At 66.9% G+C, this 18,199-nt stretch carries 19 protein-coding genes; 9 read left to right on the top strand and 10 right to left on the bottom strand.

Annotated elements, in window-relative coordinates; genetic code table 11:
• Nucleotides 1–48: 48 nt before the first annotated feature.
• The 4 genes from AB0H21_RS08845 to AB0H21_RS08830 all read left to right on the top strand — a co-directional run bounded on the left by AB0H21_RS08845 (nt 49) and on the right by AB0H21_RS08830 (nt 5,049).
• Complete coding sequence (locus tag AB0H21_RS08845; protein WP_358513632.1) at nt 49–1,842, top strand: ABC transporter substrate-binding protein; 1,794 nt, start codon at nt 49–51, stop codon at nt 1,840–1,842.
• 84 nt (nt 1,843–1,926) lie between these two features.
• Entirely contained in the window at nt 1,927–2,907 is a 981-nt protein-coding gene (locus AB0H21_RS08840) for an ABC transporter permease (protein ID WP_358513630.1), read from the top strand.
• A gap of 40 nt (nt 2,908–2,947) precedes the next feature.
• Nucleotides 2,948–4,012: an ABC transporter ATP-binding protein gene (locus AB0H21_RS08835; RefSeq protein ID WP_358513628.1), complete on the top strand. Its 1,065-nt coding sequence runs from the start codon at nt 2,948–2,950 to the stop codon at nt 4,010–4,012.
• Complete coding sequence (locus tag AB0H21_RS08830) at nt 4,009–5,049, top strand: oligopeptide/dipeptide ABC transporter ATP-binding protein (RefSeq protein WP_358513626.1); 1,041 nt, start codon at nt 4,009–4,011, stop codon at nt 5,047–5,049. Before AB0H21_RS08835 ends, AB0H21_RS08830 begins: the two co-directional genes overlap by 4 nt.
• A 181-nt stretch (nt 5,050–5,230) precedes the next feature.
• Here AB0H21_RS08830 and AB0H21_RS08825 read toward each other — a convergent pair whose 3' ends face one another.
• From AB0H21_RS08825 to AB0H21_RS08785, 9 genes are all read right to left on the bottom strand, one after another.
• The gene (locus AB0H21_RS08825) at nt 5,231–5,665 is read right to left on the bottom strand and encodes a hypothetical protein (RefSeq protein ID WP_358513624.1); all 435 of its coding nucleotides are present in this window, start codon (nt 5,663–5,665) and stop codon (nt 5,231–5,233) included.
• A gap of 111 nt (nt 5,666–5,776) precedes the next feature.
• A complete protein-coding gene (locus AB0H21_RS08820; RefSeq protein ID WP_358513622.1) occupies nt 5,777–6,193 on the bottom strand; it encodes a hypothetical protein in 417 nt (138 codons plus the stop codon).
• Nucleotides 6,190–6,735 carry a hypothetical protein gene (locus AB0H21_RS08815; RefSeq protein ID WP_358513620.1) on the bottom strand — a complete coding sequence of 182 codons (546 nt, stop codon included), beginning with the start codon at nt 6,733–6,735 and terminating at the stop codon, nt 6,190–6,192. Before AB0H21_RS08815 ends, AB0H21_RS08820 begins: the two co-directional genes overlap by 4 nt.
• Nucleotides 6,736–6,864: 129 nt before the next feature.
• Entirely contained in the window at nt 6,865–7,200 is a 336-nt protein-coding gene (locus tag AB0H21_RS08810; protein WP_358513618.1) for a DUF4279 domain-containing protein, read from the bottom strand.
• 28 nt (nt 7,201–7,228) lie between these two features.
• On the bottom strand, nt 7,229–7,438 hold the full coding sequence (locus AB0H21_RS08805; protein WP_358513616.1) for a hypothetical protein: 210 nt from the start codon (nt 7,436–7,438) through the stop codon (nt 7,229–7,231).
• A 72-nt stretch (nt 7,439–7,510) separates the two neighbouring features.
• On the bottom strand, nt 7,511–7,699 hold the full coding sequence (locus AB0H21_RS08800) for a hypothetical protein (protein WP_358513614.1): 189 nt from the start codon (nt 7,697–7,699) through the stop codon (nt 7,511–7,513).
• Nucleotides 7,700–8,053: 354 nt separating this feature from the next.
• Entirely contained in the window at nt 8,054–8,569 is a 516-nt protein-coding gene (locus AB0H21_RS08795) for a DUF2247 family protein (RefSeq protein WP_358513612.1), read from the bottom strand.
• Between the two features lie 347 nt (nt 8,570–8,916).
• On the bottom strand, nt 8,917–9,534 hold the full coding sequence (locus tag AB0H21_RS08790; protein WP_358513610.1) for a stage II sporulation protein M: 618 nt from the start codon (nt 9,532–9,534) through the stop codon (nt 8,917–8,919).
• Between the two features lie 214 nt (nt 9,535–9,748).
• A complete protein-coding gene (locus AB0H21_RS08785; RefSeq protein WP_358513608.1) occupies nt 9,749–10,207 on the bottom strand; it encodes a hypothetical protein in 459 nt (152 codons plus the stop codon).
• Between the two features lie 309 nt (nt 10,208–10,516).
• On the opposite strand from AB0H21_RS08785, the gene AB0H21_RS08780 reads away from it, so the two are divergent.
• The 3 genes from AB0H21_RS08780 to AB0H21_RS08770 all read left to right on the top strand — a co-directional run bounded on the left by AB0H21_RS08780 (nt 10,517) and on the right by AB0H21_RS08770 (nt 12,524).
• Nucleotides 10,517–11,134, top strand: coding sequence for a TetR/AcrR family transcriptional regulator (locus tag AB0H21_RS08780; protein WP_358513606.1), 618 nt, complete (start codon nt 10,517–10,519; stop codon nt 11,132–11,134).
• 187 nt (nt 11,135–11,321) lie between these two features.
• Nucleotides 11,322–11,633, top strand: a complete 312-nt coding sequence (locus tag AB0H21_RS08775) for a hypothetical protein (protein ID WP_358513604.1) — start codon at nt 11,322–11,324, stop codon at nt 11,631–11,633.
• Nucleotides 11,634–11,792: 159 nt separating this feature from the next.
• Nucleotides 11,793–12,524, top strand: a complete 732-nt coding sequence (locus AB0H21_RS08770; protein WP_358513602.1) for a hypothetical protein — start codon at nt 11,793–11,795, stop codon at nt 12,522–12,524.
• A 603-nt stretch (nt 12,525–13,127) separates the two neighbouring features.
• Here AB0H21_RS08770 and AB0H21_RS08765 read toward each other — a convergent pair.
• Entirely contained in the window at nt 13,128–13,301 is a 174-nt protein-coding gene (locus AB0H21_RS08765; RefSeq protein WP_358513600.1) for a hypothetical protein, read from the bottom strand.
• A 346-nt stretch (nt 13,302–13,647) separates the two neighbouring features.
• Here AB0H21_RS08765 and AB0H21_RS08760 point away from each other — a divergent pair, with 346 nt between their 5' ends.
• Both AB0H21_RS08760 and AB0H21_RS08755 read left to right on the top strand, forming a co-directional pair.
• Entirely contained in the window at nt 13,648–14,787 is a 1,140-nt protein-coding gene (locus tag AB0H21_RS08760; RefSeq protein WP_358513598.1) for a TIM barrel protein, read from the top strand.
• A gap of 94 nt (nt 14,788–14,881) precedes the next feature.
• A complete protein-coding gene (locus AB0H21_RS08755; RefSeq protein ID WP_358513596.1) occupies nt 14,882–18,193 on the top strand; it encodes a PQQ-dependent sugar dehydrogenase in 3,312 nt (1,103 codons plus the stop codon).
• Nucleotides 18,194–18,199: the final 6 nt, after the last annotated feature.

The raw sequence follows: 18,199 nt of genomic DNA, 5'->3' as shown, positions 1-18,199 counted from the left end.
CGCCGACCTGCCTCGCAGGGGCGGCTTGTAATGATCAGGAAGGGCGATATGACAGTCTCACGCAGGAGGGCCACCGCGGCGGCGGCGATCCTCACGGCCGGGGCCCTCGCACTGGCCGGGTGCGCCAAGGGCGGAGGCGGCGGGCCCGCCGCGACGGGAAGCAGCGGCGGCGCGGCCACGCCGACCAAGCCGCTGGAGAACAAGGCCGTCAGCTCGATCACCGTGGGCACCGCGGCCGACTCGACCGGCCCCGCGACCCCCGTCCCGGGCGCGAAGCCCGGCGGCACGGTGAACATGATCGACCGTGACGACTTCTCCCACCTCGACCCGGCCCGCGTGTACCTCAACTACAACGCCACCGCGTCCTCGCTGTTCACCCGCCAGCTCACCGGCTACCGCAGGGGCGCCGACGGCATCAAGCTGGTCGGCGACCTCGCCACCGACACCGGCACCACCACCGACGGCGGCAAGACGTGGACGTTCACGCTCAAGGACGGCCTGAAGTGGCAGGACGGCACCCCGATCACCTCGGCCGACATCAAGTACAGCGTCGAGCGCCTCTACGCGCCGTTCATCACCGAGGGGCCGACCTACCTGCAGCAGTGGCTGGTCAAGGGTGACTACCGCAAGGCGTACGAGGGCCCGTACAACGGCAAGTCGCTGGACGCGGTCGAGACGCCCGACGACAAGACCGTGGTCTTCCACCTGCAGGACCCGCACCCGGACCTGAACTTCACCCTGGCCATGACCGGCTACGGAGCCGTGCCGAAGGCGCAGGACACCAAGGAGAAGTACGACAAGAAGCCCTTCTCGTCCGGGCCGTACCAGATCGCCAGCCATGTGACCGACAAGTCCTTGGACCTGGAGCGCAACCCGAACTGGGACCCGAAGACGGACCCGATCCGCAACGCCTACCCCGAGAAGTGGCACATGGAGTTCGGCGTGCAGGCGCAGAACTCCACCGAGCGCTTCCTCGCCGACTCCGGCGCGGACAAGACGGCGATGACGTTCCACAACGCCGTCGCCGCCGAGCGCGTGCAGGAGGTCCTGGGCAACGCCGAGGTGATGAAGCGGTCCATCCAGGGCCTGACGCCGTTCACCACGTTCTACAACCTCAACACCAAGCGCCTGACGGACGTGAAGGTCCGCCAGGCGATCACCAAGGCCTGGCCTGCCAAGCAGCTCCAGCTCATCTCCGGCGGCGAGGTCAACACCGGCAAGATCGCCACCACCGTCATGAGCCCGACCGTCCTCGGCTACGAGGCGTTCGACCTGTACGGCGTGCTGGCCAAGCCGAACGGCGACCCCGAGGCCGCCAAGGCGCTGCTGAAGGAGTCCGGGCAGCCGAACCCCACGGTCGTCTACGCCTACAACCAGACGCCGACGCAGGAGAAGATCACCGTCGCGATCAAGGACGCGCTGACCAAGGCGGGCTTCAACGTCGTGGCCAAGCCGCTCAACCCGGCGACCTTCTACGACGCCATCGGCCCGGTGGACAACAAGTACGACATCTACTGGGGCGGCTGGGCCGCCGACTGGCCGACCGGCTCGACCGCGATCCAGCCGCTCTTCGACGGCCGGCTGATCGCCGACAACGCCTCGAACTACAGCCACCTCAACGTCCCGGAGATCAACGACGCGATCGACGCCGCGAACAAGATCACCGACGCGGCGGAGGCGGGCAAGGCGTGGGCGGCCGTCGACAAGAAGATCATGGAGCAGGCGGCCATCGTCCCCGAGTACTACCAGACCTACTTCGGTCTGTACGGCTCGGGCCTGGGCGGGGTGGAGTTCGACCCCATCCAGGGTGAGCAGTCCCCGCTCAACGTCTACGTCAAGTAGCCTCCACCGCCGCCGCCCGGGCGACCCGTCCGGGCGGCGGCGCGGGCCCTCACATTCCGCCGGCAAGAAAAGAAGCACGAGGTCATGTTCCGGTTCATCGTACGCCGACTCATCGGCGCCGCCGTGATCATGCTGATCATCAGTGCCGTCACGTTCTTCCTCTTCTACGCGATCCCCCGCGACCCCGCGCGCGCGTTCTGCGGGAAGATCTGCTCCCCCACGAACCTGGAACTGATCCGGCACAATCTCGGCATGGACGACCCGCTGTTCGTGCAGTACTGGCACTGGCTGACGGGCATCTTCACCGGACGCGACCTCGTCCAGTTCGGCGCGTGCGCCGCCCCCTGCCTCGGCTACTCCTTCGCCACGCAGGAGCCCGTCTTCGCCGCGATCCTCGACCGCTTCCCGGTGACCGTCTCGGTCACCCTGGGCGCCGCGGTGGTGTTCCTTTCGTTCGGCATCATCACCGGCATGATCGCCGCCTGGCAGCAGGGCAAGCCGCTCGACAAGATCGCGAGCACGTCGTCGGTGATCGGCGCGTCCCTGCAGATCTACTTCGTCGGGCCGCTGGTGGTGTTCTTCGTCGTGGACAGCATGGGGTTGCTCCCCCGCCCGTCCTACATCCCCTTCACCGAGGACCCGGCCGGGTGGTTCGTCCACCTGCTGATCCCCTGGGTCGTGCTGTCGATCATCTTCACCGCCAACTACACGCGCATGACGCGGTCGGTGATGGTCGAGCAGCTCGCCGAGGACTACGTGCGCACAGCCCGGGCCAAGGGCATGTCCAGTCGCACGGTCTTCCTCAGGTTCGCCTGGCGCGGCGCCATGGTCCCCATCGCGACCATCTTCGGCGTCGACCTCGCCACCCTCCTCGGCGGAGCCATCATCACCGAGCAGACGTTCACCCTGCACGGCATCGGCGAGCTGGCCGTCCGGGGCGTGCAGAACACCGACCTGCCGATGCTGCTCGGCGTCACCCTGGTGGGGGCCTTCGCGATCGTCATCCTCAACATCGTCGTGGACCTCCTCTACGCCGTCATCGACCCCCGCGTCAGGCTCGGCTGACCGGCATGCGCGCACACCGTACGACCCGAAGGAGCAGCGAGTGACCACCGTGACCTGGGACCGCGAGCCGGCGACACCGCGTGGCCCCGGGACGTTCCTGTCGGTCCGCGACCTGTCGGTACAGTTCTCCACCGAGGACGGCGTCGTCCACGCGGTGGACTCGCTCTCGTTCGACCTCCAGAAGGGCACGACGCTCGGCATCGTCGGCGAGTCCGGGTCGGGCAAGTCGGTGTCGAACCTGGCGATCCTCGGCCTGCACGACCCGGCGTACACCAAGCTGGGCGGGGAGATCTGGCTGGAGGACCAGGACCTGCTGCGCGCCGGCCGCTCCACGATGGAGAGGCTGCGCGGCAACCGCATCGCGATGATCTTCCAGGACCCGCTGACCTCGCTGTCGCCGTACCACACCGTCGGACGGCAGATCTCCGAGGTCTACCGCAAGCACAAGGGCGCGAGCCGGGCCGAGGCGCGGGCGCGGGCCGTCGAGATGCTGGAGCGCGTGGGCATCCCGCACGCCAGGACACGGGTGGACGACTACCCGCACCAGTTCTCCGGCGGCATGCGCCAGCGCGTCATGATCGCCATGGCGCTGGTCTGCGACCCCGACCTGATCATCGCCGACGAGCCGACGACGGCGCTGGACGTCACCGTCCAGGCGCAGATCCTCGACCTGCTGAAGGACCTGCAGCAGCAGTTCGGCACGTCGATCATCCTCATCACCCACGACCTCGGCGTCGTGGCCACCACCGCGCACAACGTGCTGGTGATGTACGCCGGCAGGGCCGTCGAGCAGGGCACCACGCACGAGGTGCTGCGCGAGCCCCGCCACCCCTACACCTGGGGGCTGCTCGGCTCGATGCCGAAGCTCACCTCCAACGTGGACCTCCCGCTCCTGCCCGTACGCGGCACCCCGCCGAGCCTGCTCAACCCGCCGCCCGGCTGCCCCTTCCACCCCCGGTGCGACCACCGCCAACTGGTGGGAGGCGACGCCTGCGCCACCGAGCGGCCCGAGCTGTCCCCCGCCGAGGGCCACCGCGACGCCTGCTACCTGACGCTCGCCCAGAAGCGGGAAACCTTCGACGGCAAGATCAAGGAACGACTGTGACCGAGACCCTGCTGGAGCTGTCCGGCCTGACCAAGCACTTCCCCGTCCTCGGCGGGCTGGTCTTCAAGCGCCAGATTGGGCGCGTGCACGCCGTGGACGGCATCGACCTGACCGTCGGCGCGGGCGAGACACTCGGCCTCGTGGGCGAGTCCGGCTGCGGCAAGTCCACCACCGGGCGGCTGGTGGCACGGCTGCTGGAGCCGACCGCCGGCAGCATCCTGTACAAGGGCAGGGACATCGCGCACGCGAGCCGCCGCGAGCTCAAGCCCATCCGGCCCGAGATCCAGATGATCTTCCAGGACCCGTACTCGTCGCTGAACCCCCGGCACACCGTCGGCACGATCATCAGCGGCCCCATGGAGGTCAACGGCATCGAGCCGCCGGGCGGGCGGCAGAAGCGCGTCCGCGAGCTGCTGGAGATCGTCGGACTCAACCCCGAGCACTACAACCGGTTCCCGCACGAGTTCTCCGGCGGCCAGCGCCAGCGCATCGGCGTCGCCCGCGCGCTCGCCCTGGAGCCCAAGCTCATCGTCGCCGACGAGCCGGTGTCCGCGCTGGACGTCTCGATCCAGGCGCAGGTGATCAACCTGCTGCAGCAGCTCCAGCGGGACCTCGGCATCGCGTTCCTGTTCATCGCGCACGACCTCGCGGTGGTGCGGCACTTCTCGCAGCGCGTCGCCGTGATGTACCTCGGCAAGATCGTCGAGGTGGGCGACCGGGCGTCGATCTACGAACGCCCGCGCCACCCGTACACGCACGCCCTGCTGTCCGCCGTCCCCGAGGTCGAGCTTCCCGAGGACGGCGCCGAGCCGGCCGGGCGCATCCGCCTCACCGGCGACGTCCCCTCCCCCATCGACCCGCCGTCCGGCTGCCGCTTCCGCACCCGCTGCTGGAAGGCCCAGGACAAGTGCGCCACCGAGGAGCCCCCGCTCGTCCGCCTGGAAGGCAACCACGAGGGCCACCTGACCGCCTGCCACTTCCCCGAGGCCCCCACCACCCACGGCCAGGACATCGTCCTCGACCCCGCCCTCGCCTGAGTCCCGGCCGCCCTCGCCCGAGTCTGGCCCCCCACTGAGCGCGGATGATCGTGACGGCATACCGGCCAAGACCTCCACGCAACGGGCGGCCTGGCCTGACTCTCCACACTGTGATCCGCCCCAGGAGACAGGCGTGCTCGACCTCCTGGAGCGGGAGCCGAACCTCTGGTCCCGGTGAACCTCAGCTCGTCGACGCCAACACTCTCTGACGCACGAGAGGTCCATAGAGGTCGCCGAGGGTCTTGTAGCGCTTCCTGAGCTCCTTCAGGAAGACCGAGTCGAAGTCCTCGTCCACCAGTTCGGAGTTCATCGCCAGTATCCGTTCGAAGGCCCCCATGAAGTTCCGCAGGATCGGCAGGTCCTCGGCCTCTACCGCAGGCCAGAAAAGTGCTTCCCACAGTTCGAGAAAATACATGTGAGCAGTTTCGCCGGCCACAGGAGCGGCCGCCCCTCCGGGAGCGACCCCTTCGAGGGCGTTGATGGTCGGCCGACCTTGCGGGACCTCCTCCCAGAGGATGTCCCGCACCCCGAGCGAGTGGTCGTAGGCGGGGTCGGGCTTCCAGTTCCTGGCGATGTCCATCAGTGTCGGGGAACGCTTACGCCGCTTCCAGACCATGCCCGTGACCCTATATCACCGGGATCATGGTGCCCCAGAGGATCAGAACACTCATCCTGGAAACGCTGGCCTTGAGTAACGCGATCAGCTTTCCTATGGTGTCCGGAGTGATCAGCTGGACCCCATGCATCCTCGGCGGGACAAGTTTCGCCGGGCCGTCGCCCGGATTTCATCCCAATGGTCGTCACACATGGACAGCACCGTCTCCGTCGGCGTGTTCGGGTGTCCGGCGACGGTTTGCCGGATGGCGTCATGCTCATCCGTCGAAAGGCGCTCCAGAACATCCGACGGCGCCTTGTTCTTTGAAGCGACCATGGAGCGGACACGCCAGTCGGCATCAGTTGCCAGAAGCCGAAGAACCTCGATGGGCACCGTCTTGTTGTGCGCTACCCAGAACCGCGCCTCCGGGTGATCGTTGATCAACTCCAGCCACACCTCCAAGGGGGCGGGCTCTCGGGCCGCGCGATTATATTCCGCCGGATCATCGCTGAACCGTAGAGAAAGAAATTCCTGCGCCGAGGTTATCATCGGCCACTCACGATCCCTTGAGATCCTTCCATGGAATGAACTTCCTCGGATTTCCACTTACGAGCGAAGAAGTTCCCCCATTTGTCCGCGTCCGCGACCCACTCCAGCCCCTTGGACGTCTGCCTGTAGACCTTCCATACGGAACCGCCGTCTCCCTTGACGTCCGTACTCCACCAGAGGACCTCGCCCTTGGCGTTGGTGGCCCGCTGATAGTAGTTCTCGCCGAAGGGCCCTCCGCGCATCACCTTGGTGGACTTCGCCGCAGTGATCGTCCAGGGCTTCGGGCACCCCGCGTTGTGAACGAGGACCTCAGCGGCTCCAGCGGCCACGTGATAGGTGTGAAGCCCCTCGATCGTGAGGTTGTGGACATGCTGGTCCGCCCGATGAAAGAGCCGGACTCCGATCACCGGGATTAGGGATCCCTCCGGACCCCTCGGGCGCATGCCCGCCCGCAGGTCGGAGGCGTTGAACCAGTATCCCTGATCACTCACCCAGAACAGTGCCCGGCGGTGGAGATGACCAGACCCGTCGCGTCCCCTCACGTCCGTCCGTGTTCGGAAAAACGGGGCTAGCGAGAGCGTCCCGGGCCCACGATCGTGACAGCCCTGCCGGACGTGCCCATGCGTCGACGTCGCGCGCTAGCTCCGCCATACAAGTGGAGGTGGTGGCGGTCAGTAATATGTGTATTGGTCGATCTCGATGCCGGCGCCCGCAGTGGTCAGCCACTCGATGAGCTGTCGGCTCAACGAGATCCCTTTCTCCAATGGTTCGTCCGGAGTGCGGAACTCCTGGACGATGTCCAGCGAGGCCTCCCAGCCCTCCTTCGCGCACACCTCGTGGAACCTGCGCGCGAGCGGAAGACCCCAGGAGATCAACGCGTTGAATGCCTCCTCCGGCCGCTCCACGCGCGGCTGCGGCCCCACCGAGACACTCCAGGAACTGAACTTGTGCGGCCGACCGGTTTTGGCCGACGGTTCTCCGGCGCGGGTCGCGGTGTCGGCCGTCATGCCCGTGACGGCCGACACCTCTGCCGGATCACCGTCGTCGCTTACGAGACGCAGCGATATCCGAAACATTGCTACCGATCCCACTTGAAGCTGTTCTGATTTTTGCCTTGCCATCCTTGCGGATCAGCCAATAGTAGCCGTCCGAACCACGGTACACGTCGAACCTGGAAATCTGCGCACCACGCCCGAGCTCATCCTGCTTCAGCTCGTTCGGGTCTATGCCGTACTTCTTCTCCAACTCCTTCTCTAGACGCTTTTCTTTTATCTTGTTGAAAGAGACGGCTTCCTCTTCCGAGAGGTCCCGCCGCGGTCAGCAGGAAAACGGTGTGATCGTCATCGGCGTACACGGATCGTATGCGACCACTAAGAGACCGAACGCCTCGTGCGTGAACGCCACCCGGATCGCGCGCAGATCGGGATCGGCATCCGCGGCGATTGCCCGGATACGCTCCCGGCTCAAGCCGAGCACTCGGTAGTCCGCTCCGAGGTCCTCGATCATCTCGAACTCCCGCCCCCGTGGTGCCACCCCGGCCACACCGGTAAGCACCGCTCCGGCGTCGGCCAACGCCGGGCATACACGCGAGAAGAGCACCCTTTCTCCATACTCCGCGTAGAGCCCTCCACATAGATGCGGAGGTTCCGGGTATAGAGCGCTCCCGTTCATCGGCTCACCCTACATCAGCAGGCCGATTATCCTCGGGCCGCGATGATTCGGCACGAACGCCGCCCTCCCACGTCCGTCCGCACGGCTGAGCTGCGTGGAGTACCGATTCCCCTCCTCGCGTAGAAAGCGGCCGCAAGTGCCCGTCGAACCGGTTCTCCCGACCTGGCCGCTTTCCTCATCGAGCCGGTGTCATTCCGGCGAAGAGCCCCCGCGTACCCCGTACCATCTCGTCCGCTCCGCCAGGTAGGATTCCAGCCTCCGCAGCATGGCCGGCTCGCCGAACTCCTCACCCGGAGGCGGGGGCATGTAGTAGATGAACGGCTCCATTTCGTCTGGATAGCCGAGATCTGACCAGATCATCTCGATGACGTCGAAGAAGCCGGAGACCGTGTCCCGGCGCTCGTTGAGTCGCGCGAGCGCCAGGTATCCCCAGACCTTGTTGATCTCCGGATCGTCACAGTCCACGTCGTCACACGACGAGACGGCCTCCCTCACCTTCTCCTCGACCTCGCTCGGCAGGAGATACAGCATCTCGTCCTCGTCCGGCAGATCAGGCAGGTCCAGGGATACGTCCCGGGCGAGTTCCACGAGCGCCGCCGACGAAAGCCAGCCTTTCCGGTACCCGCAGACCAGTTCCTCGGAGGTCAGCGCGACTCGCGACGATATGAAGCCGGCCGGGATCGTGAATCTCACGAGATCACTCATGGTTTGATCGATCCCCCGTTGATGGTGCCCTGCTTCACGAACATCTGGTGAGTATCGTTCACGACGTGTCACCGACCCGCTGGCCGAGTACATCTAGAGCGCCGGTCATCTGGGGCGGGTTTGTGGCACCTCTTCCTGATCGCGCGCGCAGCCGGCGCTGGCGTTGATCATGCAGGCCTACACCGGCGCCTCCGATGATGAGGTGATCGAGGCGACGGTGATGGACCGCCGGGGAGGCCGGCTGGCTGCTGGTTCATCCAGGTTCTCCATTCGTGTACGGCGTATGTTCTTGCTGCGCGCCAGCAGTCTCGGCTCTGCCCCCTGCTCGGGCCTGGGCGCCTGCTACCTCAGATGTTGAGCACGCGCGGCACGAGGAGGTAGATCTCGATCACCTCGTACACGGCGCCGATGACGAAGAGCGCGAGCGCTGGGAGCGCCAGTTGGCCGAGTCGGCTCAGCCCGCGCAGGTAAGCCTGACGACGAGTCGTGGCGCCCACGCTCGTTGGCCGGAGCCAGGACTTGCCGAGTAGGTAGGCCCCGAACGCCACCAGTGCGTACGCCTGGAACTCGATCAGGATGGTCAGGGAATGCGGGATGAGCATCAGCGCCGATTCCCGGGTGACGGGCGCGAGCATGACTCCCAGGTCGATCGCCTTGACCGCGAATACCGCCAGGCCCGCGAAAGGGATCAGGAGCGAGGGCAGCACGATGAGCAGCAGCGCGGTCGGGAACACGTTGATCAGGAAGATCGCCGTGCCGAAGATCCAGGGATTCGCAGCCACGGTCTGGGCCAGCGCCCCCTGGTCGCTGGTCGCGAATGAGGCGGTCCGTGCGGCGTGGAGGTCGGGGAAGACGATGGCGAGCCCCATGCCGAGGAGGAACGCCCCATAGACCAGGGCATTGATCGCGAGGTACGCGCGGAGTTCGGTTCGGATGATCTGGAACGGTGCCCGAGGGCGGTTCACGGTTTTCTCCTGACTGTTCGTGGATGAGGGTGCGGGGTGCGCGAGCGGGAGTTGGTACCGGCCCGTTGCGCCGCGTGCGAGGGCAGATGAACGCGGTGACGCAAGGCGCGGGGGATGAGCGCCGCAAGGGTTAGGGAGGATGCCGGGTCTGGTCCACCGTCTGCCGGTGGCGAGGACGAGATGAAACGCCACCGCGGCATGACGCGGGGCGTCCTCAGTTGCCGCCTGCGTCCAGTAGCCAGTGGTAGCGCAGTCGTAATGCCCGCTCGATGCTGCCCAACGCGGCCCCGAGCGCGAGGGCGAGATTGAGCCAGATCGGCAGATGAAGGGGCGACGCGAAGGTTCCGGCGGACTCGGCGATCGGGGGGATCCGGGAGATCGGTTCGAGGAGCTGCAGCAGATTCAACCCCAGGCCGATAACGAGCATGATGATCGACAGCCATCCGATCAGGTGGCTTACCGCAGGGTGATCGCGGTCAAGTCGGGCCCGGCGTCCTTCGGCCGACGCCGGGTCGGGCACGAGCTGGTGTTCGGTGCCGTCGGTGGCGACGTAGTGGCAGCGTTTGATCCCGAATCTGCTTTTCGCCACTTCGATGACCCCACCGGGAACGGGAAACGCCGCGGGGAGCTTCGACTGCGCGACGTTCCTGCCGTCGAGGTAGAGATGTGCCATGACCTCTCCGCTGCTCGGATTACCGAAACCCCAGAGGTCGATGGCGTAGGACTCCCGGTTGCCGTCGGGGCGTGAGAGCGGGAGCGAGAACAGCGCGCGGGCGAGCGGTATGTGCCACCACGGTAGCGTTTGAGCGATCGCCCATCTCCCGGCTTGATGCGTGCGGCCGCGATGCGGTGCCGCCACTGCCCGGCCATGCCACTCCTTCCCACGGAAACGCAGTACGCTCTAACACGCTGTGCTAGAGCCGCCGTCATGCTAACACAGCGTGCTAGTACGACGTGTTAGTCCGAGAGCGGGAGGGGAAGGATGGCCGATTCGGAGAACGAGAGCCGCAGCTCCCGCGACAGGATTCTGATCGCAGCGGCGACCATGCTCGGGGAGAACCCCGCGGCACAGCTGAGCGTTCGAGCTGTCGCCGCGCGGGCCGGCGTCAGCACGGGTTCGCTCCGGTACCACTTCCCGACGCAACGTGTCCTGCTGGACACGGTGCTTGCCGGGATCTACGACCTGGTGGCCCCCGGCGATCCGATCCACGACCGTTCGATTCCCGCGCGCGACCGCCTGGTCGAGTGTCTTCGCCAGGTGCTCGCGCCCGTCGAGGTGGGAGAGCGGGCGCGGGAGGCCTGGAGGAAGACGTACGAGTCATTCCTCGCCAGCGAGCCGACAAGCGCAGCCCGCGAGGCGCATTTCGCGATGGCACGCCAAGCACAGCAACGCGTCGAGTACTGGCTCTCCGCGCTCGCTGATGAGGGTGCGCTACCGGACGGTGACATCACTCGACGTGCGAGGTTCCTGAACACCGTGCTCAACGGACTCTCGATTGAACGAGCCCTGCCCACCAAGGAATCCGTCCTGCAGTCCGAGACCGACACCCTCTACATGGCCGTCGACTCCGTGCTGAGCCCTCCACCCACACAACGATGAAGACCGTGATCATCAACCCAGGCGGCGATCGAATCATCGGGCGAAGCGAGAGGTGAACAGATCCGCCCCCTTCCGCTGAACCACGATCACGCTCGGGTCTGACATCGGAGGTCTGAAGCCGGCCGACACACCCTCGGGTGTCGAGTGGCAGCAGGGTCCGCGGCGCGGATGCCGACTGGTACACGCATTGACCAACGTGGCCGAGCGGGCCATCCGGGTGATCAAGACGAAGACCAAGGTCAGCGGCGGCTTCCGCACGCTCAAAGGAGCCCGGATCTTCCTGGCCATCCGCGGCTGCATCGCCACCGTCCGCAAGAACGCGCTGCCCAAGCGCTTCACGACGCATTGCTCGGCAACCTGTCGGTGCCCGCCTTCATGTCGTGAGGTGAATAGTCACCTCAAGGTGGCGCAACAGGCACTGTCATCTCCGGAGCCGCCCCCTTCACGATGGGATAGGCCTCGAGACCTGCGGCTGGCACATCGCTGGGACGTTGCGTAATTCGATTTTTCTTCCCGTCTTCTGGTCCAGCTTTACCGACCATAAGAGCACGCCATGCTCCCTATACGCGCAGACAGACCGAAAAGCAGGTCGAAAGGAATCTCAAGCGTAAAGCCGCAGGCAGATTGGCCCCGCTCCCGACCTCATCGAGGAGAGAAAATGCGTTTGCGGACCCTCCGGATCCATGCCATTGGCATCGCCTCCATGCTCACCATGATCGCCAGTGTGGGACAGGCCGGCATGGCAAGCGCCGATCCGACCCCCGCTGCCACCACGGCCGCCCCGATCCCGGCCGACCCGACCCCGACGGCTCCCGCTGACAGGCCGATCGTGCATCAGGTACCGCGTGTGCCACTCACGATCGACGGCAAGCCGGTCGATCCGGCTACCATCACCAAATACAACGGGCAGCCCCTTTACATGGCGGTACTTCGAGGCGACGGTCCGCACGGGCGCCTGGCCACCTTCACCAACTCCGCCGATTTCGAGCGTTTCGTGAGCGAGCAGGGCGGTCCAGCGCACACGCTGGCCCAGCCACGGGAGTTCACCCAGGCGCAAGCCGCCAAAGCCCAATCAAGTGCGGAGCGCTGGGGCACAGGAGTGATCTACGAGCACCCCGGCAGTGCCGGCTCTCGGCTCTCAGTCCCTGCCGGTTATGGGTGGCCGGACCTAACTCAGAAGCGCATGCAGTGCGGCGCCCCCATCGACATCTTCTGCAGCGATTGGAACGACAAGGCCTCGACCGCAGCGGCGCTATCCGGTGAAGGGGTAATGCTCTGGGAGCACATTAGGTGGGGCGGATCATCTCTCTGGCTCCAAAGTGGAATGTGGTTGGACAATCTCGGCTACTACGGTTGGAACGACCGGACCTCCTCATTCGCCGCCTACTAAGAAGTCTGACATCTGGCTGACTTGGGCGAACGCGCTTAGCGTACGTTCCCGCTCCGGCGACATTCACAAAACACCGACGGCCCCCTGCTGGCGCAGGGGGCCGTCGCTCGTTCGTCTGGATAACCGAGATCTGACCAGATCATCTCGATGACGTCGAAGAAGCCGGAGGCAGCACTGGGCGCGGGATTCCACCTCCACGCCCGTGCCTCCCCACCACGGTGGGAAACCATCCCAGACACCACGTCTGATACAGGATCGCTTAGCTGATCAGAGACGCTCGAACACCACCTGCCAGATCGATGAGGCCGGACGATGTGGAGAGCTCGATCTCCGGGGAGTCGGCGGGCAGATGGGCGAGGGGGATGAACTCGGTCATCCGGCTTCTCCTCGCGTACCGTTCTCCCGGCTTGGCCGGGCGTTCTCCGAGGGCGGAGGCCGTTGGTTCGTGTGCGGGCGGGGGCGGAGGAGGGTCGTCGCGGCCGTTCTGGTCGCGGGCGGCGCCGGTCGGCATCCATGGCACCCTCCGTTGGCCGGACCGGACGTTCTCCGGTCCGCACGTCGCGATACTAGGTGGACCTTCCGCCGATGGCAAGCAAAAGTCCGTCACAGATCGAAGAAAGTGCCCCTGCGCAGGGAGAGCGCCGGCCCGTCGTCCCGGCGTGGGCGGGCGAGGAAGGGGCCCGGGACGGCCGGTACGGGGTCGGGGCGGGCCCAGACCGCGTCCCATTCACTGCCACAGCCGATCTCCGGGGTGGCCGCAGGCGGGAACCCGCTCACGCCGAGCCACCGAAAGTTCGCATTGTCGGCGTTTAATGCACAAAACGCACAAAACGGACACAGGATGCGAAAGCACGCCTTTGTCCTGGGGTAGTGGAAAGTTCAAATTGTTAGCGCGAAAGTCCTTCCAAATCAGGCAAAAGACGCGTAACTTCCACGCCAAGTTCTCCGCACAGTACCAAGGGCCCCGAGTGAGCCACAGGGACGACTCGCACGGGCCTGGCGCCGCGGAGTGGTGAGCACCGCGGGAGCCCCGGTTCCCGCGGCGGAAAGGAGTCCGGCACCACACACGCACTCGGGGGACGAGCGAGATCACTACCCACGCGTAAGGCGGGAGTACAACGCAATGAGTGCATACGAAGAAGAGCTCGAGATCGGCGGCGCGCTGCGCCGCGGCCTGGGCCTGAACCGGCGCCAGTTCCTCGCGGCCACGACCGGCATCACCGCGGCGGCCGCCGTGACGGCCGTGGGCGGGGCCGCGTCGGCCGCCCACGCGGCCACCAGCCCGAACGGCGTCCTGATTCCGCCGCCGCGGCGCGGCATCATCCTCTACACCGTCCGGGACGCGATCTCCCGCGACCCGAACTCCACCCCCCTGGCCTCCGGGTTCCGGCGGGTGTTCGAGGAACTCGGCCGCATCGGCTACCACCAGGTCGAGTTCGCCGGGTACGGGCAGCACGCGAACTCCGAGGGCGGCGCCAACCTCGAGAGCGTCGCGGGGGCCCGGCTGCTGCGCGGCTGGCTGGACGACAACGGCCTGCGGGCGCAGGGCAACCACGGCTTCATCCCCGGGTCGTGGCCCTTCACCCAGCCGGACCTCGACCGGTTCAAGCAGCACCTGGAGATCGCCAACATCCTCGGCATGGACCACATGGGGACCGGCAACGACCCCACGGGCAGCGCCTACAAGGCCGACTGGGACAAGGCCGCCGAGAAGTGGAACGCCCTCGGCGCCATCGCCCGTGACGCGGGACTCAAGCTGTACACGCACAACCACGACGTCGCGTACAGCTTCCTGCTCGACAGCGGACCGCTGGACGCGCAGGGCCGCCCCACCCGCTCCTCGGGCATCCGCCGGCTGGAGTACTTCCTCACGATCAGCGACCCCAAGGTCGTCTACCTGGAGATGGACATCTTCTGGGCGCACGTCGCCCAGTACAAGCACCGTACGTACACCGCGCCCGACGGCTCGGTCCGGACCGACGTCTTCGACCCGCTGTCGGTCGTCCGGCCGAACACCAAGCGCTTCCCGCTGTTCCACGCCAAGGACGGCAAGTCCAACACGGCGACCGGCAACGGCTACGACATGGTGCCGTTCGGCACCGGTGACATCGACTACGCGGCGTTCTTCCGTGGCGTGGGCGCCAAGGGCTCCCACAACCCGATGTACGAGCAGGACAACGCCCCCGGCGGCACGGCCAATCCGGGCCAGTCCCTGCAGTACGCCGAGCTGAGCTACGCCAACATGGCGGCCCTTCGGGGCTGAGCCCCCGCCTTTACGGCGGACCGCCACGTGTTCCTCGCAGCGGCGCGCGTGGCGGCCCGCCTTTGCTGAGCCCCCCGAAGAAGAGGCGCAGACGTTGAAGTTTAGCCAAACCCTGCTCGGCGGCGCGCTCGCCGCCCTCATGCTCCCGTTCGTGGCGCCCGTGGCGCCCGCTCTTGCCTCGCTGGACCAGGATCCCGCGACCGTCTGGTCCAACTACGAGAAGATCACCCTCACCAAGAGCGTCGGCGAGCCGATCGACCTCGCCGTGCTGCCCGACAAGCGCGTGCTGCACACCGCGCGCACCGGCGACATCCGGCTGACCGACCCCTCGACCGGCATCACCAAGATCGTCAACACCATCCCGGTGTACAGCAACTCCGAGGACGGCCTGCAGACGATCGGGATCGACCCCGGCTTCGCCCAGAACAAGTGGGTCTACGTCTACTACGCGCCGAGGACCATGACGGCGCCCTACCCCCCGTCCACCCCCACCGGCTCCGCGCCGAACTCGCTGCCCGCGGGGGCCGACGAGTCGTACTGGAACCAGTGGAAGGGCTACAACCAGCTCTCCCGGTTCAAGTGGACCGGCGACTCCCTGGACCTGTCGACCGAGCAGGTCATCATCAAGGTCGAGACGCAGCGCGGGCAGTGCTGCCACGTCGCCGGTGACTTCGACTGGGACGACGAGGGCAACCTCTACCTCTCGACCGGTGACAACACCCCGGCCAGCGCGCCGGGCGCCAACGGCTTCGCGCCCAACAACGACGCGCCCGGTATGAACCCCGGGTTCGACTCGCGGCGCGGTGCGGGCAACACCAACGACCTGCGCGGCAAGATCCTGCGCATCAAGGTCGCCGAGAACGGCTCGTACACGATCCCGCAGGGGAACCTGTTCGCGCCGGGGACCGCCAAGACCCGTCCCGAGATCTTCGTGATGGGCGTGCGCAACCCGTTCCGCATGGACGTGGACCCCGTCAACGGCACGGTCTCGTGGGGCGACTACGGGCCGGACGCCGGCGCCCCGGACCCCGCCCGCGGCCCGATGGGGTACGTCGAGTGGAACGCCGTCCCGATCGACAAACCGGTCAACGCCGGCTGGCCGTACTGCACCGGGCACAACTTCAACTACAACGAATGGGACTTCGCCACCTCCACCCCGCGTGAGTGGTTCGACTGCGCGGCGGGGGCGAAGAACAACTCCCGGTGGAACACCGGCCTCCCCTCGGTGCCGCCGGCGTTCCCCTCGACCCTCTACTACGGGGACAACAACACCCACCAGCCCGCGGAGTGGGCCGGGCTCACCGACTTCGACCTAAAGCAGAACGGTCAGGGCCCGATGGGCGGGCCGGTCTACCACTACGACGCGCAGAACCCCTCGCCCACGAAGTTCCCCGCGTACTGGGACAAGAAGTACTTCTTCGCGGAGTTCTCCCAGGACTACCTCGCCGCGTTCACGATGCCGGACGCCAACGGCCCTGTGACCAAGATCGAGCAGTTCCTGCCGAACAGCGAGCTGCAGACGATGGCGATGCCGATCACCGACAGCCCGATGGACATCGAGTTCGGCCCGGACGGCTCGCTGTACGTGCTGGACTACGGCAACGGCTTCTTCCGCGAGAACCCCGAGGCGGGCCTGTACCGCATCGACTACGCGCCGGGGAACAAGACGCCGCAGGCGAAGATCACCGCTGACCCGAGGTCGGGCAGCGCGGCGCCGCTCACGGTCGACTTCAGCGGCGCGGCGTCCACCGACGCCGAGCCGGGCGACCTGACCTACGAGTGGGACTTCGACGGGAACGGGTCGTTCGACGCCACGGGTGTGACGGCCTCGCACACCTACGACGCCGTCGGGCAGTACTTCGCCCGGCTGCGGGTCACCGACGCGCAGGGCAAGTTCGGGCTTGCCTCCGTCGAGATCACCGTGGGCAACACCGCGCCGAAGGTCGAGCTCACGACCCCCGGCGACGGTTCCTTCATGGACTGGGGCGACGCCGTTCCGTTCCAGGTGTCGGTCAGCGACCGCGAGGACGGCAACAACCCGGTCTGCGGCCGGGTGCAGTGGACGTTCGGCCTCGGCCACGACACCCACGCCCACCCGATGTCGACCGGCACCGGCTGCACCGGCGCGTGGGTCACCCCCGTGGACGCGCCCGAGCACGGCGTGACCGAGAACATCTTCGGCGTCGTCGTGGTGAGCTACAAGGACAACGGCGCCAACGGCATCCCGGGCGCGACCGGCGACACGGCGCTCATCCTCAACCCGAAGCTGATGCAGGCCGAGCACGCCGACGACTCCAGCGGCGTCACCAAGACGGCGGACAGCACGGCGTCAGGACTGAACAAGATCACCTCGTTCGACGCAGGCGACTGGATCGCCTACGACCCGGTGAACTTCGCCGGGATCACGTCGGTGAAGACCCGGGCCAGCGGTGCGGGCACCCTGTCGCTGCGCTGGGGCTCGGCGACGGCCGCCCCGTTCGCCACCGTCACGGTGCCCGCCGGGGCCGGCTGGCAGACCGTGACCACCGGGCTGCAGAACGCGCCCACGGGCAGCGGCAGGCTGTACGTCACCTCGACGGGCGGCGTCGACGTCGACGCGTTCACCTTCGTGGGTGACGGCGTGGCCGACAAGACCCCGCCGACGGTCACCGCGACGCTCAACCCCGCGCAGCCCACCGGTGAGAACGGCTGGTACACCGGCAACGTGACGCTGACGGTCACCGCGACCGACAACGGTACGGTGTCGAGCCGGCAGTACTCGATCAACGGCGGCGCGACCTGGCTGAACGCCAACAACCCGATCACGCTGAGCACCGAGGGCACGACCGAGGTGCGCTACCGGGCCACCGACAACGGGGGCAACGTCTCGCCGGTCGGCACCGTCACGGTGAAGATCGACAAGACCGCCCCGGTGCTGTCGGTGAGCGGCGTGGAGGCGAAGAAGTACGGCGACTCGGCCTCGATCACCCCCGTCTTCTCGGCGACCGACGCGGTGTCGGGCGTGGCGGGCGTGACGGCGGAGATCGACGGCCGCGCGATCGCCTCCGGCCAGGCGGTGCCGCTGTGGACGCTGCCACTCGGCGCGCACACGCTGAAGGTCACCGCGAAGGACAAGGCGGGCCGTACGACCGAGCAGAGCGTCGCCTTCGAGGTCACGACGTCCTTCGCCGATCTGGACGCGCTCCTGAGGTCCTTCACGGCGGCCGGGAAGGTGCGCGACGACTCGCTCGCCGACCAGCTCGCGAACGCCAAGAAGGAGGCGGACCGCGGCCGGACCGGCAAGGCGATCGAGAAGCTGGAGAAGTTCGCCGGCCTCGCCGGGGACCCGCGCAAGGTCACCGACCGGGCGGCCCGGGAGGTCCTGGTACGAGACGCGAACGCGCTGATCGCGCAGCTGCGCGGTTAGCCTTCG

It is taken from the genome of Sphaerisporangium sp. NPDC051011, from assembly GCF_040653595.1.
GTDB lineage: Bacteria > Actinomycetota > Actinomycetes > Streptosporangiales > Streptosporangiaceae > Sphaerisporangium.
This window is presented reverse-complemented; position numbering and strand designations above follow the sequence as displayed.